The following is a 22,162-nucleotide window of genomic DNA, read 5'->3' on the forward strand; positions in this document are numbered from 1 at the left end:
CCTTCAAGAACGCACCGGCGCGGCGGAAGTTGCTGCGCCGCGCCCGAACGTCGCGCGCTCAGGTCGGCGCCGCCACCGCCTGCGGCTCCTTGATGTATTTATGCACGAGCCAGGACGAAATCACCGCCGGTACAAACCCGACGAGGCCGTACAGGATGAACTGCACCGCACCCGAATCCGGCCCGCGCGAGCTGTAGGTGAGCGAGGCCAGCACGAACGCGAACAGGCCGACCAGCAGCATCCGCAAGCCCGGGCCGATCCGCCTGATATGGACCAGGATGTCGTCGACCGCGCCGATCATCAGCGAGGGCAGGACGCCGAACAGGTAGCTGTATTGCAGGGTCTTGAAGAACACCGCGAACAGCTTGCCGACCTCGCCGAGACTGGTCTGGGCCCAATAGCCGGACTGATACGTCGTCGTCAGCAGCAGCAGGAACCCGCCGACGAACGGGCCAACCAGCGCAAACACCAGATAGCGTTTCATCAAACCCTCACACTTGTCCCGTGATTATAGCAGCGCCACGGGAACCTTGAATAGCGGGGCGGGCTCTGCCTTTGGGGGAACAAGTGACAAGGCGACGAGTTCAGACAGGACCTGAATCATCCCTGGCAGACTGGAGCCGCCGATGGCCCGCAAATTTCTACTGGCGACAATCACGCTGGCGGCCCTGAGCGGCCTGCCGAACGCATCTGCTCTCGCGCAAGGCCACATGGGCTCGCCGCAGGAGCAGCAGGCCTGCTCGCGGGACGCATCGCGCTTCTGTCGCAAGGACCTCGGCAATGACGGCGCGGTGCAGGGCTGCCTGCAGGCCAACCGGGCCAAGCTGTCGAAGTCGTGCAGCAAGGTCTTTCAGAGCCACGGCATGTGAGGACCCCAGTCCCCGGCGAATGGAGAGTGAAGCCATGTTGCGCGACGAACAGCTCTCGATCCTGCGGGACATCAGCCAGTCCGTTGCCTTCGCCGACGACCGGCAAGGCAAGATGGGGCAATTGATCGCCGATGGCTATGTGATGAAGGACGGTGACCTGTTCGAGCTCACCGCCAAAGGCGTCACCGCCGTCGAGGAACACGCCGCCGCGCTCGGTGCGAGCGACATGGAACAAGCGGCGCGTACTCCGATCGGCTGATCCGATCGCGCGCGCACGCCTTCTGCGTGACGTTCACGCAACAACTGCAATTTCATTCATGCCGACCATTGCGGTCGCGCGGCAATGGCGCATACTTCGCTCGGGCGGCGCAGCACTTTTCGATTCGAACAATCAAGAGATCGAGCGACCACATGCGGGACCAGAGTTCCCGGCGTGAAGGCTGTGACATGCGGCAAATCAAGTCGCGTGCGGCGCCCCAAAAACCAAGTGGCTCAAGCCCAGGGATATCGGGGACCCATTCTGCATGACACGCACTCAGACCATCGCTTCGCTGTTGAAGACCACCGCTTCGCTGTTGGCCGTCGCAACCACCGCCATCGCGCTCCAGACCTCACCCGGCCTCGCCTTCTCGTCCGAAGCGCAGCAGATGTGCACGGGCGATGCGATGCGGCTGTGCTCCAGTGAAATCCCTGATATCCCGCGGGTCAGAGCCTGCATGGTGCGGAACAAGGCGCAGGTCAGCCCCGGCTGCCGCGCCGTGATGGACCGCGAAGCGGCTGCCGGCACCGCATCGCGCAAGCGGGAAGCGGCGGCGCAGTAGCTGCACTCGTCATTCCGGGGCGACGCGTCAGCGTCGAGCCCGGAATCCATCGTGCTGCACGGTATTCGTGGAAATGGATTCTCAGGTGCGCAATTGCGCACCTGACCTAATCGCCCCACTGCGCGAAGGCGTCGTTGAAGGCGCGCTCGCCGGGGGCGCCCTTCTCGATGGCGATGATGGCGCGGCGCTGGTTGGCGTAGACCAGCGGCACGTCGAACCACGAGCGCTCCTTCAGGAGCTGGACGTTGCGGGCGCGGTCGGCATCGACGTTGGACAGGCCGACCAGGAAGAAGCCGTCGGTCACCTTCACCGCGAGGCCTGCGAGCGGCGTGCCGCGCGCCTGCTCGTTCGACTTCATCAGGATGCCCGGCACGTTGGAGACGCTGCCGCCCGGAAAGTCCGGCGGCAGGATGAAGGTCAGCTCCGCCGTGTGGCTCGCCGGCAGCGAGGAATCGGTGTTGCGGCGGAACGACATCGTCATCTTGAACTTGCGATCGGGAATCTCGATGTCGGCGCGCACGGCGACGTCGGCCTTCTGGGCGCCCGAGGCCTTGATCGGCTCCAGCCGCCACACCACCGAGCCGACATATTGCTTGCCCTTCGGATCGGACGGATCCTCGTCGTAGAGCACGACCTTCTGCGCCACCGGCGCGACCGGCTGGTCGCTGGCCGAAGGCTGACCGACCCGATCGGGGATCTTCGGCTTGCTCTGCGGCTGCGCGGGATTGTTCGGCGCCTCCACCACCTGGGTCGGCGAGGACTTGATCAGGTTGGTCGCGATCTGGAGCAGCGGCTTGCCCCAGAGGATGCCGGCGCCGACCAGGATCAGCACGATGCCGACGGCGATCGCGCTCTTGAACGGGAAGGCGGAGCCGGTACGGACGCGCTTCTTGGCGTCGCGCTCGGGCGCGATGCGCGGACGCGGCGAAGGCGGTTGCGGCGCGTAGCGCTCCGCCTCCTCGATCGACTCGTCGTAGGAATAGGGTGCGTCCTGCTCGCCGGCGCGGTTTTCCAGGCTCGGCTCGAGCCGGTCGAATTCCGGCGAGGGCGAAGGCACGTTGGCGTAGGTACGGCGCGCGGCGCGGCTGGCCTGCGCGGCCGCGCCGCCGAGATCATTGGCATCGGCCGTGATGTCCCGGAAGCCGCGCACGCCCGGTGCCGGCGGCAGCGATGGCGGAGGTCCCATATCAGGAGGACGGCGCCCACCGGCGCGATCGCGTCCGGCCGCCGGCGGCTCCGGCATCGGTGGCGGCGCAGACGGTGCCGGTTGGCGCGAAGCGTCAAAGCGGGGCGCGCGCGGCGGACGCTGGGTATCGCCCTGGTCGTCGACATTGAAGGACGGACGGTCGGCCCGCGGCGGCGGCGGCGCCGGACGCGCCCGGGGCTGGGGCGGCGCGGCTGCAGCCGCATTGCCTTCGGTTGCTCTTGTGCTGGCGCGGCGAAACGCATCGCCGCTGCCGCCGCTGCGCCCGCCGCCACCGGGGCGCGAGGCCTCGCGGGCGCGCTGGGCCGCCTCCGATTCGACCTTGCGGACGGCCTCCTCCAGCGACAACCTCTCGCGGGTGATCTCGGATTCGGACAGCGGCGGCTGCACGCTGCGCAACTGCGCGATCAGGGCCGTGCGCGCCCGCTCATAAAGCGCGCGACGGCTCTCGCCGGGAGCGTTGGGGTCCAGGGCGGCAATAGCGCGGGCGATCAGCGGATAGTAATCAGCCATTTCAACTCAACTATACCCGCGTCCTGGTAAGAGATCGTTAAGCCTCAAACGGGTTTTGCACCAGGATAGTATCCTCGCGTTCGGGGCTGGTGGAAAGCAGTGCGACCGGGCACCCCACCAATTCCTCGATCCGCCGGACATATTTGATGGCCTGGGCCGGCAGGTCGGCCCAGGACCGCGCACTGGCGGTCGGCTCCTTCCAGCCCTCGATGGTCTCGTAGATCGGCTCGACCCGGGCCTGGGCGCCCTCGCCGGCCGGGAAATGGTCGATCTCCTTGCCGTCGAGCTTATAGCCGGTGCAAACCTCGATCGTGTCGAAGCCGTCGAGGATGTCGAGTTTTGTGAGCGCCAGCCCGTTGATGCCGCAAGTCCGGACGGCCTGGCGGACCAGCACCGCGTCGAACCACCCGCAGCGGCGGGGACGGCCAGTGTTGGTGCCGAACTCGCGGCCACGCTCGCCGATCTTGCGGCCGGTCTCGTTGTCCTGCTCGGTCGGGAACGGGCCCTGGCCGACGCGGGTCGTGTAGGCCTTGCACAGGCCGAGCACGTAGCCGACCGCGCCCGGCCCGAGGCCGGCACCGGTCGCGGCCTGCGCCGCCACCGTGTTGGACGAGGTGACGTAGGGATAGGTGCCGTGGTCGACGTCGAGCAGCGCGCCTTGCGCGCCCTCGAACAGCATGCGCTTGCCTTCGCGGCGCTTGATGTCGAGCAGCCGCCACACGGTCTCGGCATAAGGAAGAAGCTGAGGCGCCAGCCCGGTCAGTTCCTTCAGGATATCCTTGCCGTCGAACTCCGGCAGGTTGAGCCCGCGGCGCAGCGCATTGTGGTGGGCCAGCAGCCGGTCGATCTTGTGCGGGAGCGTGTCGAGGTCGGCGAGGTCCATCAGGCGGATGGCGCGGCGGCCGACCTTGTCCTCATAAGCCGGGCCGATGCCGCGGCGGGTGGTGCCGATCGCCGTCGCCGCATTGGCGGATTCGCGGTGCGCATCGAGCTCGCGGTGCAGCGGCAGGATCAGGGTGACGTTCTCCGCCACGCGCAGATTGTCCGGAGAGACCGCGACACCCTGGGAGCGCAACTTGGTGACCTCGTCGAGGAAGGCGGCGGGATCGAACACCACGCCATTGCCGATCACCGACAGCTTGCCTTCGCGCAGCACGCCGGAGGGCAGCAGCGCAAGCTTGTAAGTCTTGCCGTTGATCACCAGCGTATGGCCGGCGTTATGACCGCCCTGGAAGCGGACGACGATGTCCGCCTGCTCCGACAACCAGTCGACGATCTTGCCCTTCCCCTCGTCGCCCCACTGGGCGCCGACGACGACAACATTGGCCATTCGCGGGTAATCCTTCGAAGATTTTAGATGCGCCAGCCCAGCTGACGGCCGGGAAGCCGTTCGCACGCAAGGCAGCCAACCGGATAAAGGAAGCGGCCGCTCTAGGCAAGCAAGAACGGGGGTTTTTCGGGGCTCAAGAGGCAGTTTAAGCCTTTGATATCCCCGGAAAATCCAGAAACGTTCCAGGGCGGCTCGGCAGGCTTCGACCAAAGCGTGAGACCGATTTGACCCGCTGCATGGTCGCGATGCGTCCGCCCCCCGTTGATGCAGCCCCGATTTCCGTGTCTTTGGGTATCGCCGGGCGATCAGCCGGCCCGGATCCCGCCGGGCCGGAAGCCCCGGTGCACGCGGGGCCATATCAATCACAATGTCCGCCACCGGTCAGACCACGAGCGCGGAAACATCCGGTCCGAGCTGGATCACCAACCAGCCATACCTGCTGCTGAGCATCACTGCACTGTGCTGGGCCGGCAACGCCATCGTCGGGCGGCTCGCCGCCGGCCACATCCCGCCGGTCACCCTATCGTTCCTGCGCTGGTTCTTCGCCTTCCTGCTGGTGCTGCCGTTCGCCTGGAAGCATCTCGCCCAGGACTGGCCGGCGATCCGAAGCAAGCTCGGCCTGATGGTCACGCTCTCGATCACCGGCATCGGCGCCTTCAACACGCTGCAATATTGGGCGCTCGAGCATACCCAGGCCCTCAACACGCTGTTGCTGCAATCAGCTGCGCCCCTGGTCGTGGCGCTGTGGTCGCTGGCCATCCTCGGCATCCGCCTCACCGCGGGGCAGGCGTTCGGCGTGCTGCTGTCGATGTGCGGCGTGCTCACGATCCTGCTGCATGGCGATTTCACCACGCTGTCGAACATCGAATTCAACAAGGGCGACCTCATCTTCATCGTCGCGCTCGTCATCTTCGCGCTCTACTCGGTGCTGACCCTGAAGCGGCCGCCAATGCATGGCCTGTCGTTCCTCGCCTTCACCTTCGGGGTCGGCGCGGCCTGCCTCATTCCGCTGGAGATCTGGGAATTGTCCGCGCGTCCCGTGATGAAGCTCGACGGGCCAAACCTCCTGACGCTGTTCTACGTCGCGGTGTTCCCTTCGACGCTCGCCTATCTCTGCTTCAATCGCGGCGTGCGCCTGATCGGCGCCAACCGCGCCGCGCCGTTCTTCCACGTCGTGCCGGTGTTCGGCTCGATCATGGCGATGGCGTTCCTGGGCGAACACCCGCAGGTGTTTCACTTCGTCGGATTTGCGCTGGTGCTGTCGGGCGTGTTCGTGGCGTCACGGAAGCAGGCGAGCTGACGCCTCAATGCGAGACCTTCTTTCTGTGCGCGTATTTCGGATTGATGCCGCAGGAGGCACGCGTGCCGGACGCCGTGACCCGGCACTGCTCATAAGTATTGAAGCTGCAATTTCCCGGATAGCCCCATTGATCCCCCTGTAGGCAATAGCGCGCCGCATGGGCCGGGGTGGTCCCCGCGCCGCACGACAGGACAAGGGCGGACAGACTGACCAGGGCAAGACGATGCATGGGATTCTCCGATGGCGCGCGGGAGGCCGACCCCGATTCCTTGCTGGCAAGCGGTGACGGACCATTGATCAAGATCAAGGCCGCGAGCCGGGCGGGGTCAGCCGGCGCTGAACTTGCTGTAGGCCTCGCGCGTCGCGATGATGACGTGCTCGGCGCAGCCGTTGACGCGATGCGGATCGGCTTCACGCTCGTAGGCTTGCGACGTCATCATGTCGAGAAAGGCCGCAACGGACGGGTAATAGACCAGCGCGACGAAATCCCAGTCATGGCCCGCGTGCGGTCCTAGCGCGACAGCCTTGGCCTCGCCGGTCCAGAGCAAGGTGCCGCCGCGGGCCTTGATCATCGGCACCGTGACGGCGCTGTAGCGCAAATAGGCGTCCCAGCCGGACCCCTCACCGTCGCGCGAGCGCGCGTGGAAACGCATCAGGTTCAGCATCACCACCGGCGCCTGCGGATCGAGCTGCTCCAGGCCCTCGACGTTCAACATATTAACCGCCAATGGCACCTCCTCGGGGTTTGCCTGCATTGTAGCATTGCGACCCTGTGACTTGTGCCCCAACGCCAATCCGGCGCAAGCTCCAATCCAACGCCAATGACGATCGCTTCGCCCGCGCCAAAGGCCGCCAATCCGGCCAGTTGGCTCAACAACCAGCCTTATCTGCTGCTCAGCCTGAGCTCGCTGTTCTGGGCGGGCAACATCGTGCTCGCACGTCATGTCGGCGCGCATGTGCCGCCGCTGACGGTGACCACGATCCGCTGGTTCGGCGTATTCCTGATCCTGCTGCCGTTCGCCTGGCCGCACCTGAAGCGGGACTGGCCGGCCTTGCGGCGCAGCCTGCCCTTGATGCTGTTCCTGTCGCTGGTGGGCTTCGCCTTCAACAACGCGATCTCGTACTGGGCGATGCAATATACGGAGGCGCTGAACGCCCTGCTGATCCAGTCGGCAGGTCCCTTGTTCGTAGCGCTGTGGTCGCTGGTGCTGTTCGGCGTGCGGCTGACGGGCGCGCAATTCGCCGGCATCGCGATCTCGCTTCTCGGCGTGCTGATCATCATCCTGCGCGGCGATCTCGCCGCGCTCGCGAGCATCAGCTTCAACAGGGGCGACATCATGTTCGCCTCCTCGCTGGTGGCGTTCGGGATCTACTCCGCCTTCATCCCGCGCCGGCCGAAGATCCATCAGCTCTCCTTCCTGTCCTTCACCACCTGCTGCGGCGCGACGATGCTGCTGCCGACCGCGGTCTGGGAGGCGGCAAGCGGCCGCGTCCTGCAGCTCGACGGGATGACGCTGGCGACGCTGGGCTACATCCTGATCTTTCCGTCAACGCTGGCCTACCTCTTCTTCAACCGCGGGGTGGCGCTGATCGGGCCGAACCGGGCGGCCCCGTTCTTCCATCTGGTGCCGGTGTTCGGCTCGGCGATGGCGATCCTGCTGCTCGGCGAGAAGCTCCAGCCGTTTCACTTGACCGGCTACGTGCTGGTGCTCGCCGGCGTCGTGATCGCCTCGCGCCAGGGGTCGGCCGTGAAGTAATTCCGCGCGGCGGACACACGACGGGTGTCGGGCAGCGCATCGCTGAAGAAGCGCTGCGCTGCGTCCGGGACACGAGACCGAGTCAACTCGCGCCTTTTGATTTCTGTCCAGACAAGATAGGTTCCCCGCCAACCAAAAAGAGGGAACGTCTCAAGATGATTTCAGGGCTGATTCGAAACCTGCGCGCCGTCGCCACGGCCGCATTGTGTGTTGCCGCCGCATCCGCTGCCCAAGCCGACAATTATCCCAGCCGCAATATCACGCTGGTCTTGCCGTTCGCGGCCGGCAGCGGCACGGACACGACGACGCGGCTGATCTCGCAGCATCTGTCGCAGGCGCTCGGCGTCGGCATCGTGATCGAGAACAAGGCGGGCGCCAACGGCATGCTCGCCGCAAGCTATGTCGCGAAGGCCGCCCCCGACGGCTACACGCTGCTGGTGACCACCAACACCACGCATTCGGCCAATCCCTATCTGCTCAAGACCCTCACATACGATCCCGTCAAGGACTTCACACCGATCGCGCGCACGGGCGACCTGCCCTTCATGCTGGTCGTCAATCCGGAGGTGCCGGCCAAGACCGTCGGCGAGCTCGTCGCCTATGGCAAGGCCAATCCGGGCAAGCTGAGCTACGCCTCGGGATCATCCTCGGCGATCGTGTCGGGCGCGACCTTTGCGCACAATGCCGGGCTCGACCTCTTGCACGTGCCCTACAAGAGCTCGCCGCCGGCGCTCAACGACGTCATGGGCGGCCGCGTCTCGATGATGTTCGTCGACATCCTGACCGGCCTTCCGCACGTCAACGGCAACGCGCTGCGCGCGCTCGCCGTCACCACCAAGGAGCGCTCGCCGCTGGTGCCGCACCTGCCCTCGATGCAAGAGGCCGGCGTGCCCGATTTCGACATCACCTCGTGGCAAGGCTATTTCGGTCCGGCCGGCATGCCCAAGGAGATCGTGACGCGGCTCAACGCCGAGATCAGGAAGATCGTCGAGAAGCCGGAAATCAAGGCCCAGCTCGCCACGCTCGGCATGGACGCATTTTCCGGCACGCCGGAAGATCTCGGCAAGTTCGTCAACGAGCAGTTGGTGCTGTGGGAGAAGCTGATCACCAACGCGAAGATCGAGAAGCAGTAGGAGCGCTTGCGCGCGCTGCGCTCTCCGCATTCTCCGTCATGGCCGGGCTTGTCCCGGCCATCCACGTCCAACGGCGTGTTCGGTGTCCAAGAACGTGGATGCCCGGGACAAGCCCGGGCATGACGTCGTAGTTGATGGTAACGCTCGAGCGCCGGCTTACGCCGCGCGCACCTTGGCGAGGAAGCTGTCGACGGCGCTGCGCAGCGCGCCGGACTGGTTGTCCAGCTCGCGGGCGTTGGTCAGCACATCGCCTGCCGCCGTGCCGGTCGCTTCCGCGGCCGAGGTAACGCTGCCGATATGAGCGTTGATCTCGCTCGATCCGGCCGCGACCGACTGGATGTTGCGGGCGATCTCGCGGGTGGCCTCGCCCTGCTGCTCGATCGAGGCGGAAATGCCTGCCGTGATCTCGCTCATCTCTGCGATCGTCTGCGTGATGCCGCCGATCGCCGCCACGGCATCGCTGGTCGAGGTCTGCATCGCCGCAACCTGGGCGGAGATTTCCTCGGTGGCCTTGGCGGTCTGGTTGGCGAGCGCCTTGACCTCGGAGGCGACCACGGCGAAGCCGCGGCCGGACTCGCCAGCGCGGGCCGCCTCGATGGTGGCGTTGAGCGCGAGCAGATTGGTCTGCGCCGCGATCGAGTGGATCAGCTTGACCACCTCACCGATCTTCTCGGCACCGGTGGAGAGCTCCTGCACCGTGGCATTGGTGCGCTCGGCGTCGCTGACGGCGCGGCTCGCCACTTCCGTCGAGCGCGTCACCTGGCGGGAGATTTCCGCAACCGAGCTCGACAGCTCTTCGGCGGCCGCCGCGACCGTGCCGACATTGCCGGAAGCCTTTTGCGAGGCCGCACCGACCGTTGCCGCGCGCGACGAGGCGTCGCTGGCGGTCGCGGTCATCGACTGCGCCGTGGTCTGCATGCCGGCCGCGGCCGAAGAGACCGAGCGGACGATGCCGTTGACACTGCGTTCGAAGTCGTTGGCGATCCCCTCCATCGCGCTGCGGCGTTCCGCCGCGACGCGTTCCTTGGCATCGGCTTCGGTCTTCTCGAGGTCGCGGATGCGGACGGCATTGTCCTTGAAGATCTGGACGGTGGCTGCCATCGCGCCGACCTCGTCGCCACGACCGACGCCTGGAATATCGCCATCGAGCTTGCCGTCGGCGAGGTCTTTCATGCGGGCGCCGAGCAGCGCCAAAGGACGGCTGATGCCGCGGCCGATCAACCAGGCGACGCCGCCGGCGACGATGACGATGCCAAGCATGGCGAGGCCGAGCATCCAGTAGACCGGGCCCATCTTGGCGTCGATGTCATCGAGATAGGCGCCGGTGCCGAGATACATCTCGAGCTCGGGAACGGCTACCGCGTAGCCCATCTTCCGGATCAAGCCTTCCTGACCCGGCTTTGCGTATTCGTATGTCAGCAGGATCGAACCGTTGGCTTTCGCGCCGTTCATCAGCTCCCAGGACAGCTTGCGGCCGTTGGTCACGACCTCCATGCGGTTGGTACCGATCTGCTTGGGGTCCGGCGCCAACTGGGTGATGCCGTCGTAGGACGTACCGAACAGGTAGCCGGCACCCTTGTCATAGGTCATCGCATTGCCGTAGCGGCGAAGGTCAGCCATAGCAGCGTCCTTCGTCATCTCGCCAGCATCGATGCGCTTCTTCAGCGCCACGGCGTAATTGCGTCCCATCTCGACGATGGCCTTAGCCTGCTCGATGCGCGCATTCACCATCTCGCGCTTCATCAAATAGCCGGCGAGGACGCCGGAGATGCAAAGGCCAAACAAGGTGACGCCGACAAGGATGCCGAGCTTCGGGGCGATCTTCAGATTGCTCAACTTCACCATGGGCTCCTCGAATGGTGCGGACGCACCGCAGACCTCTTTGATTTGAATCAACCTTTAGTGGGACACCCCTTAGCAAGTTACTTACGTGCCTCCGTAGAAGCCCGGGCGCAGCCGCGAAAAACGGCGATTTATCTGCAGGCCGACAACCGGGAATTGTACGTCATCACCCCGATTTCGCGTAAAAGACGCAAAGGCCCGCCTGCGGAGACGGGTCACAACAAGAACCGACAAACCAAATCGGGAGCGAGACAATGCCGAAATACAGGGTGGTGACGCCGAAGGGCGCGAGCTTCACGGTCGCTGGCAGCGACTATTCCTACGAGCGCGAAGCGCTCGATCCGATCGATGCCGAGATCGTCGAGGCCCCCGCCGACGAGGCCGGGTTCATCGCCGCCGCAAAGAATGCCGACGCCATCTATGCCAAGGGCATCCCCATCACCAAGTCGATCATCGACAGCTTGGAGACTTGCAAGGTCATCACGCTCGGCTCGGTCGGCGTCGACAGCGTCGACGTCAAGGCCGCCACGGCCCGTGGAATCCCGGTGACCAACATCCCCGATACCTTCATCGAGGAAGTTGCTGACCACGCCATGATGCTGCTGCTTGCCGGCTTCCGCCGCCTGGTCGAGCAGGACCGCATGGTGCGCGATGGCCGCTGGGGCGAGGGCCGGCCGGCGCTGCTCAAGGTTCCCAGGTTGATGGGCCAGACGCTCGGCTTCGTTTCGTTCGGCCGTGTCGCGCGTGCGGTTGCGAAGCGTGCGGCGCCGTTCGGCCTGCGCATGATGGCCTACGATCCCTTCATCCAGGAAACGCTGATGTACGACCACGGCGTGATCCCGGCGACGCTGAACGAGGTGCTGTCGCAATCCGACTTCGTCTCGATGCATGCTCCGGCAAGGCCCGAGGTGCATCACATGCTGACCGAGAAGCACTTTCGGCAGATGAAGAAGGGCTCGATCTTCATCAACACCGGGCGCGGCGCCACCGTGGATGAGGAGAGCCTGATCAAGGCGCTGCAGGAGGGCTGGATCGCGCACGCCGCCCTCGACGTGCTGGAGAAGGAGCCGCCCTCGCACAACAATCCCCTGCTCGGCATGGAGAACGTAACGCTGACGGCCCACGTCGCCTCGGCCTCGGCACGGTTTGACGAGGCGCGCAAGCGCCGGGTGGGCTACGAATTGTCACTGGTGCTGCAGGGCATGTGGCCGGTAAGCTGCGTCAATCCGTCGGTGCTGCAGACCACCTCGCTCCGCCGCTGGCAACCCGTCAGCATGGATCGCGGGCCGAACAGCTAGGCGGCCGGCGCAAAGGCGCCTACGACCGAAACGACCCTTCACCGGCGATCAACGCCGGGAGGGGAACATCATAGGGAGGTACTGATGAGGAACGACATCACACGTCGTGATGCCTTGGCGCTGGGCCTATCCGCTGCAACGCTCGCGGCCACCGGTGCTGCAGCGCAAACGTCCACGATCAAGGCCGCCGACGTGGCGGCGCCCAAGCGCGAGATCGAGAAGGGCGCATCCTTGCGCATGCTGCGCCCGGTGCGTTTCGTCCAGGCCGACGAGGATGTGTTCCGCGCCAATGCGGCGAAGTTCACCAAGGAGACCGGCGTCGAGGTCAAGGTCGACTTCGTCGGCTGGGAGGACATCAACCAGCAGACCGCGGTCACCTCGAACTCCGGCGCGGGCCCCGATATCATCATCGGCTTCTCCGACGCTCCCCACATCTACGTCGACAAGCTGATCGAGCTCACCGACGTCGCCGACTATGTTGGCAAGCGCTATGGCGGCTGGCTGCCTCTGGCGCAGCGCTATGGCAAGAAGAACAAGAGCGACGCCTGGATCGGCTTGCCGTTCGGCGCCACCGCGGGGCCCCTGATCTACCGCAAGTCGATCCTGCAATCGGTCGGCTTCGACAAGGTGCCGGAAGACCATGCCGGAATCCTCGACCTTTGCCAGAAGCTGCACAAGGCCGGCAAGCCCGCCGGCTTCGCGCTCGGAAACGCCAGAGGCGACGGCACCGGCTTCGCCAACTGGGCGCTGTGGTCGCACAACGCGGCGCTGCTCGACGAAGACGGTAACGTCACCATCAACAGCAAGGAAACGATCGCGGCACTGAACTGGGTCAAGCAGCTCTACCCCACCTTCATCGCCGGCACGCCATCCTGGAATGATGTGTCGAACAATCGTGCCTATTCCGCGCAGGAGATCGCGCTGACGGCCAACGGCGTCTCGCTGTACTTCTCGCTGAAGAACGACCCCGCGACCAAGGCGATCGCGGATGATAGCGAGCATCAACTGCTGCCCAAAGGCCTCGCCAAGGTCTCACCGATGGATGGGCTCACGCTCAACGCCATGGTGTTCAAACACAGTCCCTATCCCAACGCCGCCAAGGCCTTCCTGCAATACATGCTGGAAAAGGACCAGTACGAGCCGTGGCTCAACGCCAATTCCGGCTACTGGTCGCAGCCGCTCGCGGCGTATGCCGATGCCGCGGTGTGGTCGCAGGACCCCAAGGTGACGATCTTCAAGAACACCATGAACAGCACGTATTACAGCGGTTACAAGGGACCGATCTCGACCGCGAGCGGAGCAGTCACCGCCGACTACGTACTGATACAGATGTGCGCATCTGTCGCCACCGGCGCGGCCACGCCCGAGGCCGCGGCCGCGGAAGCCGAGCAGCGCTGCAAGCGATACTTCCGGCGGCAGAAGTAGCGCCGGATAGAAGCGTCGTCATTGCGAGCGCAGCGAAGCAATCCAAGGTCCCCTCCGCGGAGATGGTCCGGATTGCTTCGTCGCACCAGTGCAAAATTGCTCCGCAATTTTGTCACGGGCTCTTCGCAATGACGGCCGTGGTGGTCTTCAAAGACGGGACAACACACTGATGTCCGTGACGACACTCTCCTCCACCGCCCTGGCGCATCGGCAGCCCTCTTGGCTGGTGCGATTGTTCGACTACAAGCCGTTCCTTATCGTGATGTGCCTGGCGCCCGCGATCGGGCTGCTCTCGGTATTCCTCACCTATCCACTTGGCCTCGGCATCTGGCTCGCCTTCACCGACACCACGATCGGCCGGCGCGGCATTTTCGTCGGTTTCGAGAACTTCCAGTATCTGCTCACCGATCCCTTGTGGTGGAACGCGGTGTTCTACAGCGTGGTCTATACGGGAATCGCGACCTTCGGGAAGTTCGCGCTCGGCTTCTGGCTCGCGCTGCTGCTCAACAACCATTTTCCGTTCAAGAGCCTATTGCGTGCCATCATCCTCCTGCCCTGGATCGTGCCGACGGTCCTTTCGGCGCTGGCGTTCTGGTGGATCTACGACCCGCAGTTCTCGATCATCTCCTATCTGCTCGTCGACGTGCTGCACTGGCGGTCGAGCAATGTCGACTTCCTCGGCTCGCCCTGGCCGGCGCGCTTCTCACTGATCGCGGCGAACGTCTGGCGCGGCATTCCCTTCGTCGCGATCTCGCTGCTGGCGGGCCTGCAGACCATCTCGCCCTCGCTCTACGAGGCCGCGATGCTCGATGGCGCCAGCGCCTGGCAGCGCTTCCGCTACATCACCTTCCCGATGATGATGCCGATCCTCGCCATCGTCATGACCTTCTCGATCATCTTCACCTTCACCGACTTCCAGCTGGTCTACGCCATCACACGCGGCGGGCCCGTCAACTCGACCCACCTGCTGGCGACGCTGGCATTTCAGCGCGGCATCGCCGGCGGCGAGCTCGGCGAAGGTGCGGCGATCGCGGTGTCGATGATCCCGTTCCTGGTGTTCGCGACGCTGTTCTCTTATTTCGGCCTGGCGCGCCGCAAATGGCAGCAGGGAGAGGCCAATGACTGATACCGTCGCGCAAACCGGCGTCGCGGACGCCAAGGCCGCACCCGACACCATGGCCTGGGATTCCGGGCTGCGGCGGCTGATGATGATCTACCTGCCGCTCGGCTGCTTCGTGCTGATCCTGCTGTTTCCGTTCTACTGGATGGCGATCACCTCGTTCAAGCCGAACGCGGAGCTGATGAACTACCGGGATCACAACCCGTTCTGGATCTCCTCGCCGACGCTCGCCCATATCAAGCATCTGTTGTTCGATACCTCCTATCCGCGCTGGCTGAAGACGACGATGCTGGTCGCGATCGGCTCGACCACGCTGTCCCTGGTCGCCTCGACGCTCGCCGCCTATGCCATCGAACGCCTGCGCTTTCGCGGCAGCCCCTATGTCGGCCTCGGCATCTATCTCGCCTATCTCGTGCCGCCGTCGATCCTGTTCATCCCGCTCGCCACTGTCGTGGTGCAGTTCGGCCTGTTCGACTCGCCGCTGGCGCTGATCTTGGTCTACCCGACCTTCCTGGTGCCGTTCTGCACCTGGCTCCTGATCGGCTATTTCAAGTCGATCCCCTACGAGCTCGAGGAATGCGCGCTGGTCGACGGCGCGACGCGCCTGCAGATCCTGCGGCGGATTACGCTGCCGCTCGCGGTGCCCGGGCTGATTTCGGCCGGCATCTTCTCCTTCACGCTGTCCTGGAACGAGTTCATTTACGCGCTCGCCTTCATCCAGAGCGGCGCCAACAAGACGGTGCCGGTCGCGATCCTGACCGAGCTCGTCACCGGCGACGTCTATCAGTGGGGGGCGCTGATGGCGGGATCGCTGCTGGGATCGCTGCCGGTCGCGGTGTTCTACTCGCTGTTCGTGGATTACTACGTGTCTTCGCTGACCGGCGCGGTGAAGGAGTAGATCGCCGCTGCGGCGTTTGGCCCGGCTTCACAAGATGGATTGGGCGGGCGGCAAGATCGAGCGGCTGGAGACCATCTTCCTGCACGACCCCGACAAGAAGGTGCCCTTCCGCATCGTGCACGAGGACACCCAGAAGCGCTATCTCACCGGCTCCGACTTCGACACCGAGGGTTTTCAGATCATCGGCGATGTCTTCTGGATCGGCGACGAGTTCGGCCCCTACATCCTGAAGGCCGACAAATCGGGCAAGATCCTCGGCGTGTTCGAGACCGTCGCCGACGGCAAGCCGGTGCGCTCGCCCGACAATTGGGCGGTGGCAACGCCGGGCGCGCCGGGCGCGACCTACACCAACGTCAATCTCCGCCGCTCCAAGGGTTATGAAGGCTTTGCGTCCTCCAAGGATGGCAAATTCCTCTACGGCCTGCTCGAGGGTCCGCTTTGGGACGCCGAGAAGAAGGACTGGGAGAAGGTCGACGGCAAGGAAGCCTCGCGCATCCTCGAATTCGACGTCGCCGCAGAGAAATTCACCGGCCGCTATTGGCACTATGTGTTCGAGCAGAACGGCAATGCCATCGGCGACTTCAACATGATCGACCCGGCCTCCGGCCTCGTCATCGAGCGCGACAACGGCGAAGGCACCGCCGACAAGGCTTGCCCGCAAGGTACCCGCGGCGAGAACTGCTTCCCGGATCTCGCCAAGTTCAAGCGCGTCTACAAGATCGAGCTGACCGACGCCAATGCCGGCAAGCCCGCGCGCAAGATCGGCTATATCGACCTCATGAAGATCCGGGATCCCGACAAGAAAGCACGGAAGCCGCTGAACGACGGCGTCTACACCTTCCCGTTCTTCACCATCGAGAACGTCGATCGGGTCGACGACACCCACATCATCGTCGGCAACGACAACAACCTGCCGTTCTCCTCCAGCCGCGATCCCAACAAGGCCGACGACGACGAGTTCGTGCTGCTGGAGGTCGCGGATTTTCTGAAGGCGAAGTAGCAGAGCGATTCTCTTCGGCCGCCACACACTCCACTGTCGTCCCGAACGTAGGGGCCCATAACCCCAAACCGGAGTCGTGGCACGAGATGGCGATGACGAGCCTTCGTCAAACTCGATCCTGTGGTTATGGGTCCCGGACCTGCGCTTGCGCTGGTCCGGGACGACGGCCGGAGTTTGTGAAAACGCGCCCCCTCACCTCACCGTAAATTCCACAGGAATCGTAAAACTCATCGTGTCGTTCTTGATCTCGTCGGGTATGGGGGGAAACGGCGAGGCCTGGCGGACCATCGACGTAGCCTGGGCGTCGAAGACAACAACGCCGGATGAACCGGCGAGGCGGCTGGACGTCACTTGCCCGCTGCGGCTGACGGTGAAGCTCAGCCTGGCGACGCCGCGCTGGCCGCCACCACCGGCAGGATAGGAGTGAAAGCGCATCAGATGCGCACGGACGCGTTGGTTGTACGACGCGATCGCGGCGGCCACCGCCCCGGCGCTCTGGGCCGATGCCATCGGCGCCTCTCGCTCGGCGCGCGGAGCTGCGCTGGTGCGCGGCGCAGGCGTCGCCTCCGACGGCTTTTTCGCCTCGCGGCGAACCACCTTCGGCTTTGCGGGTGCCGGCTTTTCGACCGGCACGATCCTCGCGGGTTCCGGCTTGGCCGGTGTCAGCTCGAGCTTTTGCTCCGGCGGCGCCACGACGTCAGGCTTGTCCTGAGGCGGCGTCGGCGCGATCGCCTCCTCGACGGCCTGCTGCTGCACGGGCTCCGGGGGCGAGGCATCGGCTTGCTGCATCACCGGCCCAGGTGCGATGTCATCCTGCGTCGACTGCGGCGCCGAGGTCAGCGGCGCCATATCGACCATGATCGCCGGCAGGCTGACGCCCTGCTCCGGCTGCGACCTGTGCCAATTGATCGCGAGCAGCGCGGCAGCCACATGGAGCATCACGATCGCTCCTGCCGACATGCCCCAACGCGCCGCTTCCCGCTCGCCGAGCGGATCGTGCAGGGCGAAGGCGTTAGCGGCCATCACCTGCGTCCGTCGAGGCCGACCAGCGCGACCTTGAGATAGCCGGCATTGCGCAAGGCGTTCATCACCTCCATCAGGTCGCCATAGGAGACCGCCTTGTCGGCGCGCAGATAGATGCGGTCGTCCTTGCGGCCCTTGGTGGCGGCATCGAGCGAGGTGCCGAGCGCATCGCGGGGTACGACGTCTTCGCCGACTGCGACGGAAAGGTCCGGCTTGACGGTGAGAAAGACCGGCTTGTCCGGTCTCGGCGCCGGCTCGGCCGCAGTTGCCGGCAGCTCGACGCCGATGTCGACGGTGGCGAGCGGGGCAGCTACCATGAAGATGATCAGCAGCACCAGGATCACGTCGATGAACGGCGTGACGTTGATCTCATGGGTGACGTCGAGATCGCCCTGGTCGCCGCGCTTGAGCGGCGATCCGGAGTGCGTACCGAGCTTTGCGGCCATGGCTCTACTCCGCCGCCCGCGCCAGACGGAATTCCCTGTGGTCGCGTTGGCGGCTGACCAGCAACATCAGCTGCGCCGAGGCGTCGCCGAGCAGGGCGCGGTAATTGGCAATGCTGCGAACGAGATGATTGTAGATCACGACCGCCGGGATCGCCGCGACGAGGCCAAGCGCGGTGGCAAGCAGCGCCTCCGCGATACCAGGTGCGACCACCGCGAGGCTGGTGGTGTGGCTCTCCGAAATGCCGACGAAGGAGTTCATGATACCCCAGACGGTACCGAACAGCCCGACAAACGGCGCGGTCGCACCGATGGTCGCGAGCACGCCGGTGCCGCGCGCGATCTGCCGAGACATTGCCGCCTCGACCCGCTCGAGCCGCAGCGCGACACGTTCCTGAAGGCCTTCGTCGAGCACGCCGCCGGAGAGCTCGGCCTCCCTGGCGCAGGACTGGATGAGTTGGGCAACCGCGTCGTGGACGTCGCCGGCCCGTGCGGATGCCTCGGCCAGCGTCATATTGCCTTCCAGCGCGCGCGTCCGTTCGAGGGCGAGCGCGCCCTCGCGGCGCAGCTCGATGGTCTTGGCGAGCCACACCGTCCAGGTCACCAGCGAGGCGACGGCGAGTCCGACCATCACCGTCTTCACCACGACGTCGGCGCCGAGGAACATGCCCCAGGGCGACAGATTGCGCGGCAGCAGCGCCGCGTCGATCGCGAAGGCCGGTGCCGGCGCGAGCGCCAGCGCGATGGTTAGGATCATATGCCGAAGCCTGGAATTGCTCTGCATCCTGAGCTCCCGAGGTTGAAGCGAACTACACTGCGGCCACGATCCGATCTGCAAGCTGCCGGAACCGCACCAGCTGATCCGCCCGCAACGCCCTTGTCTCGTCGCGCCCGATGAACACCTTGAACATGATGCCGCCGTCGGCATTGACGAAAGCCACGAAGGCGGAGGTCTTGCCCATGAAGGGCCGCTCGACGAAGGCAACGGCCGCGCAGCGCTCGTGGCGCAGATGGCCGTGCAGGCCCTTCGGCTGCATCAGGTTGAAATAGCCGCGGCCGATCTCGCCGGCGGGAATGGCGCCGGTGAATTCGAAGATCGCATCATCGGTGTGAACGATCAGCGTGACCTCACCCCACGCCGCGATGTCCTGCATGGCGGCGGCAAAGTGCTCGCCGCCACCGAGACGCACCATGGAGGATGGCAGCGCCTCGATCACCGCGCGCGGGGTGACGTTGCGCTCGCGCGCCACATCCTCGATCACCGCGCCAGGGTTGTCGGCCATATAGGCCCTGAGATCGGCGAGATCGGTGCTCAACATGTCCGGCTCCTCCAGTGCGTCATTGCCTCAAGCTGCCGCGGCCTTGCGCTCGCTCTGGATCACCTCAAAGCCCTCGAACTTGGGATGGCCGAGATAGAGGCTCTCGCCGGTTCTGTTGTCGGCACGGGCATGGGCGCGGCGGAATTCCTCGGAGCGCGTCCAGGCCTCGAACGCCGCCTTGTCGACCCAGCTGGTGTGCGACGAGTAGAGCGTGTGGTCCTCGGCCTCCGGGCCCTTCAACAGATGAAACTCGACGAAACCCGGCATGCTGCCGAGATAGGATTCGCGCGTGGCCCAGACGGTCTCGAACGCGGTCTCCGCGCCCTTCTTCACCTGGAAACGATTCATGGCGATGAACATCAAAGTTTCTCCTTCTGATCAAAACGAAACGCACCGAAGCCGCGCTGGAGCATCAGCGCGGCCCGGCGGAGGTTTGTGGTGTTGCTGTGTGCGTTACGCACCTCCAAAGTGAATCTTCATGCCGGCCTTGTAGACCCGACCCGGTCCCGGGCTCGACCACAGCACGTCGTTCTGCGTGGTGCCGTCGGTCGACGTGCCGGGAATGGCGTAAGGCCGGTAGTACTGGTTCAAGAGATTGTCGATCGAGGCCGAGAACACGATGTCCTTGGTCGCGTTGTACGTCATGTACAGATTGACAAGCTCGTAGCCGGTCGCCGGCAGATAACCGGCGGGGACATCGTTGTTGGCGCCGAACGAGGCCCACTGCGCCGACAGAATCAGCGTGCGGTCGAGCAGGCGGACACCACCTGTCGTGACGACCTTGCGCGGGGTGATGGTCGCAAGCCCGACATTGGTGACGGCGTTCTTGCCCTGGATGTAGTGGCCGGCGACGCCGACGAACCAGTCGCCGGCATCGTACATGGTCTCCACTTCGAAACCCTGGATGCGGGCCTGCGCGATGTTCTGGTACTGGTAGAACTGAGCGAACGAGCCAACGCCCGGGAAGGTGACGAACCCGAACGGAACGAGGTCGATATAATCGCTGACGTCGTTCCGGAACAGATTGATCTTGCCGCGGAACGAGTCGGACGCAGTGAAGATGTTGTCGTATTTCAGGTTGATGCCGACTTCCTTGTTCTTGCCGACTTCGGGACGAAGGCTCGGGTTAGGCAGGAAGCAGAAGATGCCGCCGGTCCCGTTGGGGCAGACAAAGAATGCCGGGCCGCCACCGGTCGCGTGCGCGCCGGAAATCACCGTCTCGGTGATCGATGGGGCGCGATAGCCTTCGGCGTAGCTCACATAGGGCTGGAAGCCCGGAACCGGCGTGACGCCGAGGGTGATCTTCGGCGAGAAGCGGTCGCCGCTGCCATTGGTCCTGCCCGATTCCAGATCGTAGCGGTCGTAGCGGATCGCGCTCACCGCCTCGAACCAGGTGCTGTAGTTCTGCTTCAACTGCAGGAAACCACCCGACACGGTACGGATGCCGCTCGGCGTCGTGATGTTGGAATTGCCGCGGCTGTCGGTCGTGATCACGTCGTCCTGGAACGCGTCGAAGCCCACGGTGAGCGCATTACGCCAGTCGCCGACGTTGAAGCGCGTGGTGTTGTTGGCGTCGATGCCGTAGGTATTGAGGACATAGCCGCGCTTGTCGCCAACACAGCCCGAAACGTTGTTGCCGAAGCCGCCGTTGCAATAGGCCGACGGCGTGGTGCCGTAATGATAGGTCTTGGTCTGGTCGTTGTCGGTGCGATTGCCGTAGACCGACATGTGCCAGTCAAACAGATTGTCGCTCGGCAACGCATAATTCCAGGTGATTGTGCCGGTGTAGTTCTTGGCATCGGATGCATAAACCGACGAACCGCGATTCAACGCAATCAACGCGGGTGTCGTCGTCGGGCCCCTGTTGAACTGGCCGATATCATATTGGTAGTCCTGGAACATCGCGCCGAACTTGACCTCATGGCCGAGCGCGGGACGGACCGTGAGCTTCATCAGGCCGCTCTCGACCTGGTTGCCTGTGTTGCCGATCTCGGTGCCGTTGCCGTCCTTGTAATTGCCTTGCGTACGGTAGACCGCCCCGCCGAAGATATCGACGTCGGGCGTGGCGCGGACGCCGCCGAACACCGAGCCAAGGCCGCGATTGTTGTTGGAGCCATAGGAGCCGGAGAGATCGACGCCCCAGCGCTCGCCGGGGCGCAGCACGTCCTCGATGTCCTTGGTGCGAAATGAGACGAGGCCGCCGATCGCGCCGGAGCCATAGATATTGGCAGTCGGACCGCGCACGACATCGATACCCCCGACCAGCTCGGGATCAAGGAAGAAGGAGCCGCTCGCATTGTGGCCGGTGCGCTGGTAGTTCTGGCGCGCCCCGTCGACGACCACCGCAACGCGGCCGAACTCCTGCAAGCCGCGGATGTTGACGACGGTCGCGGGATCATCGCCGCGCTCCTGGAATGACACGCCGGGAACGGCGTAGAGCACATCCGACAGCCGGTTTGGTTGAAGGCCCTGGATCTGCTCGAGCGACACGGAGCTGACGGGCGCGAGCGAGTCGATCGCGCGCTCCCTGGTCTTCGTCGCTGCGACCGTGATGGTGTCGAGCGTCTGCATCGGCGCAGCGCCGGACTGCGCTCTGGCGTTCAGCGCCTCAGGCGTTGCCTGCTGCGCCATTTGTGGCTTGGGCGGCTTGCGCCCGGCCTGCTTGGGCCGCTCAGAGGACGCGTTTTCGGCTAGCGGCGATGCAGTCTGCGCGAGACCACTCTCCGTCATCATTGCCGCGATTGAAACCACCGACGCGCCCAAAATCAGGGCGCGCGAATACCTAGCCCCGTCAGCCATATCAGCCCCAGCCTGCACTTCACTCTAGTTTTTGGAGTCTTCTGGCTGGCGTGCGCTCGCAACGCGAA

Annotated in this window: 22 protein-coding genes and 1 pseudogene; 11 read left to right on the top strand and 12 right to left on the bottom strand. The window is 64.8% G+C overall.

Annotated features, from left to right (window positions below; translation table 11 throughout):
- Window positions 1-58 precede the first annotated feature (58 nt).
- The gene (locus tag AC0WRY_RS29515) at window positions 59-484 is read right to left on the bottom strand and encodes a DUF5413 family protein (RefSeq protein WP_483071087.1); all 426 of its coding nucleotides are present in this window, start codon (window positions 482-484) and stop codon (window positions 59-61) included.
- A 142-nt stretch (window positions 485-626) separates the two neighbouring features.
- Here AC0WRY_RS29515 and AC0WRY_RS29520 point away from each other — a divergent pair, with 142 nt between their 5' ends.
- The 3 genes from AC0WRY_RS29520 to AC0WRY_RS29530 all read left to right on the top strand — a co-directional run bounded on the left by AC0WRY_RS29520 (window position 627) and on the right by AC0WRY_RS29530 (window position 1,690).
- Window positions 627-869: a hypothetical protein gene (locus AC0WRY_RS29520; protein ID WP_194404260.1), complete on the top strand. Its 243-nt coding sequence runs from the start codon at window positions 627-629 to the stop codon at window positions 867-869.
- Window positions 870-903: 34 nt separating this feature from the next.
- Window positions 904-1,128 carry a hypothetical protein gene (locus AC0WRY_RS29525; protein ID WP_491122127.1) on the top strand — a complete coding sequence of 75 codons (225 nt, stop codon included), beginning with the start codon at window positions 904-906 and terminating at the stop codon, window positions 1,126-1,128.
- 265 nt (window positions 1,129-1,393) lie between these two features.
- Window positions 1,394-1,690, top strand: a complete 297-nt coding sequence (locus AC0WRY_RS29530; RefSeq protein WP_249131858.1) for a hypothetical protein — start codon at window positions 1,394-1,396, stop codon at window positions 1,688-1,690.
- A 106-nt stretch (window positions 1,691-1,796) separates the two neighbouring features.
- On the opposite strand, the gene AC0WRY_RS29535 is transcribed toward AC0WRY_RS29530, so the two are convergent.
- Window positions 1,797-3,407, bottom strand: coding sequence for a hypothetical protein (locus AC0WRY_RS29535; protein WP_491122128.1), 1,611 nt, complete (start codon window positions 3,405-3,407; stop codon window positions 1,797-1,799).
- Window positions 3,408-3,444: 37 nt separating this feature from the next.
- Window positions 3,445-4,737, bottom strand: coding sequence for an adenylosuccinate synthase (locus AC0WRY_RS29540; protein WP_194404263.1), 1,293 nt, complete (start codon window positions 4,735-4,737; stop codon window positions 3,445-3,447).
- 367 nt (window positions 4,738-5,104) lie between these two features.
- Between AC0WRY_RS29540 and AC0WRY_RS29545 the strand changes: the two genes are divergently transcribed.
- Window positions 5,105-6,037, top strand: coding sequence for a DMT family transporter (locus AC0WRY_RS29545; protein ID WP_194404264.1), 933 nt, complete (start codon window positions 5,105-5,107; stop codon window positions 6,035-6,037).
- Window positions 6,038-6,041: 4 nt separating this feature from the next.
- Here the strand turns inward: AC0WRY_RS29545 and AC0WRY_RS29550 are convergent, their stop codons facing one another.
- Both AC0WRY_RS29550 and AC0WRY_RS29555 read right to left on the bottom strand, forming a co-directional pair.
- Window positions 6,042-6,266 carry a DUF3551 domain-containing protein gene (locus AC0WRY_RS29550; protein ID WP_491122129.1) on the bottom strand — a complete coding sequence of 75 codons (225 nt, stop codon included), beginning with the start codon at window positions 6,264-6,266 and terminating at the stop codon, window positions 6,042-6,044.
- 97 nt (window positions 6,267-6,363) lie between these two features.
- Window positions 6,364-6,753 (bottom strand): DUF1330 domain-containing protein, encoded by a 390-nt coding sequence (locus AC0WRY_RS29555; RefSeq protein WP_491123511.1) that lies wholly within the window; start codon window positions 6,751-6,753, stop codon window positions 6,364-6,366.
- Window positions 6,754-6,858: 105 nt separating this feature from the next.
- Here AC0WRY_RS29555 and AC0WRY_RS29560 point away from each other — a divergent pair, with 105 nt between their 5' ends.
- On the top strand, window positions 6,859-7,794 hold the full coding sequence (locus tag AC0WRY_RS29560; protein WP_194404266.1) for a DMT family transporter: 936 nt from the start codon (window positions 6,859-6,861) through the stop codon (window positions 7,792-7,794).
- Between the two features lie 155 nt (window positions 7,795-7,949).
- Entirely contained in the window at window positions 7,950-8,927 is a 978-nt protein-coding gene (locus AC0WRY_RS29565) for a Bug family tripartite tricarboxylate transporter substrate binding protein (RefSeq protein ID WP_211416022.1), read from the top strand.
- 156 nt (window positions 8,928-9,083) lie between these two features.
- Here AC0WRY_RS29565 and AC0WRY_RS29570 read toward each other — a convergent pair whose 3' ends face one another.
- Complete coding sequence (locus tag AC0WRY_RS29570) at window positions 9,084-10,769, bottom strand: methyl-accepting chemotaxis protein (RefSeq protein ID WP_491123512.1); 1,686 nt, start codon at window positions 10,767-10,769, stop codon at window positions 9,084-9,086.
- A 254-nt stretch (window positions 10,770-11,023) separates the two neighbouring features.
- Between AC0WRY_RS29570 and AC0WRY_RS29575 the strand changes: the two genes are divergently transcribed.
- The 5 genes and pseudogenes from AC0WRY_RS29575 to AC0WRY_RS29595 all read left to right on the top strand — a co-directional run.
- On the top strand, window positions 11,024-12,067 hold the full coding sequence (locus AC0WRY_RS29575) for a C-terminal binding protein (RefSeq protein ID WP_491122130.1): 1,044 nt from the start codon (window positions 11,024-11,026) through the stop codon (window positions 12,065-12,067).
- Between the two features lie 84 nt (window positions 12,068-12,151).
- Complete coding sequence (locus tag AC0WRY_RS29580; protein ID WP_491122131.1) at window positions 12,152-13,492, top strand: ABC transporter substrate-binding protein; 1,341 nt, start codon at window positions 12,152-12,154, stop codon at window positions 13,490-13,492.
- A gap of 169 nt (window positions 13,493-13,661) precedes the next feature.
- Window positions 13,662-14,618 (top strand): carbohydrate ABC transporter permease, encoded by a 957-nt coding sequence (locus AC0WRY_RS29585; protein WP_212067357.1) that lies wholly within the window; start codon window positions 13,662-13,664, stop codon window positions 14,616-14,618.
- Window positions 14,611-15,510: a carbohydrate ABC transporter permease gene (locus AC0WRY_RS29590; protein ID WP_212067358.1), complete on the top strand. Its 900-nt coding sequence runs from the start codon at window positions 14,611-14,613 to the stop codon at window positions 15,508-15,510. The genes AC0WRY_RS29585 and AC0WRY_RS29590 overlap by 8 nt, the downstream gene beginning before the upstream one ends.
- Window positions 15,511-15,538: 28 nt before the next feature.
- Window positions 15,539-16,510 (top strand): annotated as a pseudogene (locus AC0WRY_RS29595) (esterase-like activity of phytase family protein); the annotation flags it as partial.
- Between the two features lie 192 nt (window positions 16,511-16,702).
- Here AC0WRY_RS29595 and AC0WRY_RS29600 read toward each other — a convergent pair.
- The 6 genes from AC0WRY_RS29600 to AC0WRY_RS29625 form a co-directional block, all read right to left on the bottom strand.
- Entirely contained in the window at window positions 16,703-17,533 is an 831-nt protein-coding gene (locus tag AC0WRY_RS29600) for a TonB family protein (protein ID WP_491122132.1), read from the bottom strand.
- Window positions 17,533-17,979 carry a TonB system transport protein ExbD gene (gene exbD, locus AC0WRY_RS29605; RefSeq protein WP_491122133.1) on the bottom strand — a complete coding sequence of 149 codons (447 nt, stop codon included), beginning with the start codon at window positions 17,977-17,979 and terminating at the stop codon, window positions 17,533-17,535. Before exbD ends, AC0WRY_RS29600 begins: the two co-directional genes overlap by 1 nt.
- Window positions 17,980-17,983: 4 nt before the next feature.
- Window positions 17,984-18,760, bottom strand: a complete 777-nt coding sequence (gene exbB, locus AC0WRY_RS29610; RefSeq protein WP_491122134.1) for a tonB-system energizer ExbB — start codon at window positions 18,758-18,760, stop codon at window positions 17,984-17,986.
- Between the two features lie 25 nt (window positions 18,761-18,785).
- Window positions 18,786-19,295, bottom strand: coding sequence for a heme utilization cystosolic carrier protein HutX (gene hutX / locus AC0WRY_RS29615; protein WP_491122135.1), 510 nt, complete (start codon window positions 19,293-19,295; stop codon window positions 18,786-18,788).
- Between the two features lie 27 nt (window positions 19,296-19,322).
- Window positions 19,323-19,655 (bottom strand): heme-degrading protein HmuQ, encoded by a 333-nt coding sequence (hmuQ, locus tag AC0WRY_RS29620; RefSeq protein ID WP_027573166.1) that lies wholly within the window; start codon window positions 19,653-19,655, stop codon window positions 19,323-19,325.
- A gap of 93 nt (window positions 19,656-19,748) precedes the next feature.
- Entirely contained in the window at window positions 19,749-22,094 is a 2,346-nt protein-coding gene (locus AC0WRY_RS29625) for a TonB-dependent hemoglobin/transferrin/lactoferrin family receptor (RefSeq protein WP_491122136.1), read from the bottom strand.
- Between the last annotated feature and the right edge of the window lie 68 nt (window positions 22,095-22,162).

Source organism: Bradyrhizobium sp. T-12 (genome assembly GCF_058314695.1).

Coding starts and splice junctions, on each gene's coding strand:
- AC0WRY_RS29515 (WP_483071087.1), bottom strand. CDS start 484: ATGAAACGCTATCTGGTGTTTGCGCTGGTTGGCCCGTTCGTCGGCGGG.
- AC0WRY_RS29520 (WP_194404260.1), top strand. CDS start 627: ATGGCCCGCAAATTTCTACTGGCGACAATCACGCTGGCGGCCCTGAGC.
- AC0WRY_RS29525 (WP_491122127.1), top strand. CDS start 904: ATGTTGCGCGACGAACAGCTCTCGATCCTGCGGGACATCAGCCAGTCC.
- AC0WRY_RS29530 (WP_249131858.1), top strand. CDS start 1,394: ATGACACGCACTCAGACCATCGCTTCGCTGTTGAAGACCACCGCTTCG.
- AC0WRY_RS29535 (WP_491122128.1), bottom strand. CDS start 3,407: ATGGCTGATTACTATCCGCTGATCGCCCGCGCTATTGCCGCCCTGGAC.
- AC0WRY_RS29540 (WP_194404263.1), bottom strand. CDS start 4,737: ATGGCCAATGTTGTCGTCGTCGGCGCCCAGTGGGGCGACGAGGGGAAG.
- AC0WRY_RS29545 (WP_194404264.1), top strand. CDS start 5,105: ATGTCCGCCACCGGTCAGACCACGAGCGCGGAAACATCCGGTCCGAGC.
- AC0WRY_RS29550 (WP_491122129.1), bottom strand. CDS start 6,266: ATGCATCGTCTTGCCCTGGTCAGTCTGTCCGCCCTTGTCCTGTCGTGC.
- AC0WRY_RS29555 (WP_491123511.1), bottom strand. CDS start 6,753: ATGTTGAACGTCGAGGGCCTGGAGCAGCTCGATCCGCAGGCGCCGGTG.
- AC0WRY_RS29560 (WP_194404266.1), top strand. CDS start 6,859: ATGACGATCGCTTCGCCCGCGCCAAAGGCCGCCAATCCGGCCAGTTGG.
- AC0WRY_RS29565 (WP_211416022.1), top strand. CDS start 7,950: ATGATTTCAGGGCTGATTCGAAACCTGCGCGCCGTCGCCACGGCCGCA.
- AC0WRY_RS29575 (WP_491122130.1), top strand. CDS start 11,024: ATGCCGAAATACAGGGTGGTGACGCCGAAGGGCGCGAGCTTCACGGTC.
- AC0WRY_RS29580 (WP_491122131.1), top strand. CDS start 12,152: ATGAGGAACGACATCACACGTCGTGATGCCTTGGCGCTGGGCCTATCC.
- AC0WRY_RS29585 (WP_212067357.1), top strand. CDS start 13,662: ATGTCCGTGACGACACTCTCCTCCACCGCCCTGGCGCATCGGCAGCCC.
- AC0WRY_RS29590 (WP_212067358.1), top strand. CDS start 14,611: ATGACTGATACCGTCGCGCAAACCGGCGTCGCGGACGCCAAGGCCGCA.
- AC0WRY_RS29600 (WP_491122132.1), bottom strand. CDS start 17,533: ATGGCCGCTAACGCCTTCGCCCTGCACGATCCGCTCGGCGAGCGGGAA.
- exbD (WP_491122133.1), bottom strand. CDS start 17,979: ATGGCCGCAAAGCTCGGTACGCACTCCGGATCGCCGCTCAAGCGCGGC.
- exbB (WP_491122134.1), bottom strand. CDS start 18,760: ATGCAGAGCAATTCCAGGCTTCGGCATATGATCCTAACCATCGCGCTG.
- hutX (WP_491122135.1), bottom strand. CDS start 19,295: ATGTTGAGCACCGATCTCGCCGATCTCAGGGCCTATATGGCCGACAAC.
- hmuQ (WP_027573166.1), bottom strand. CDS start 19,655: ATGTTCATCGCCATGAATCGTTTCCAGGTGAAGAAGGGCGCGGAGACC.
- AC0WRY_RS29625 (WP_491122136.1), bottom strand. CDS start 22,094: ATGGCTGACGGGGCTAGGTATTCGCGCGCCCTGATTTTGGGCGCGTCG.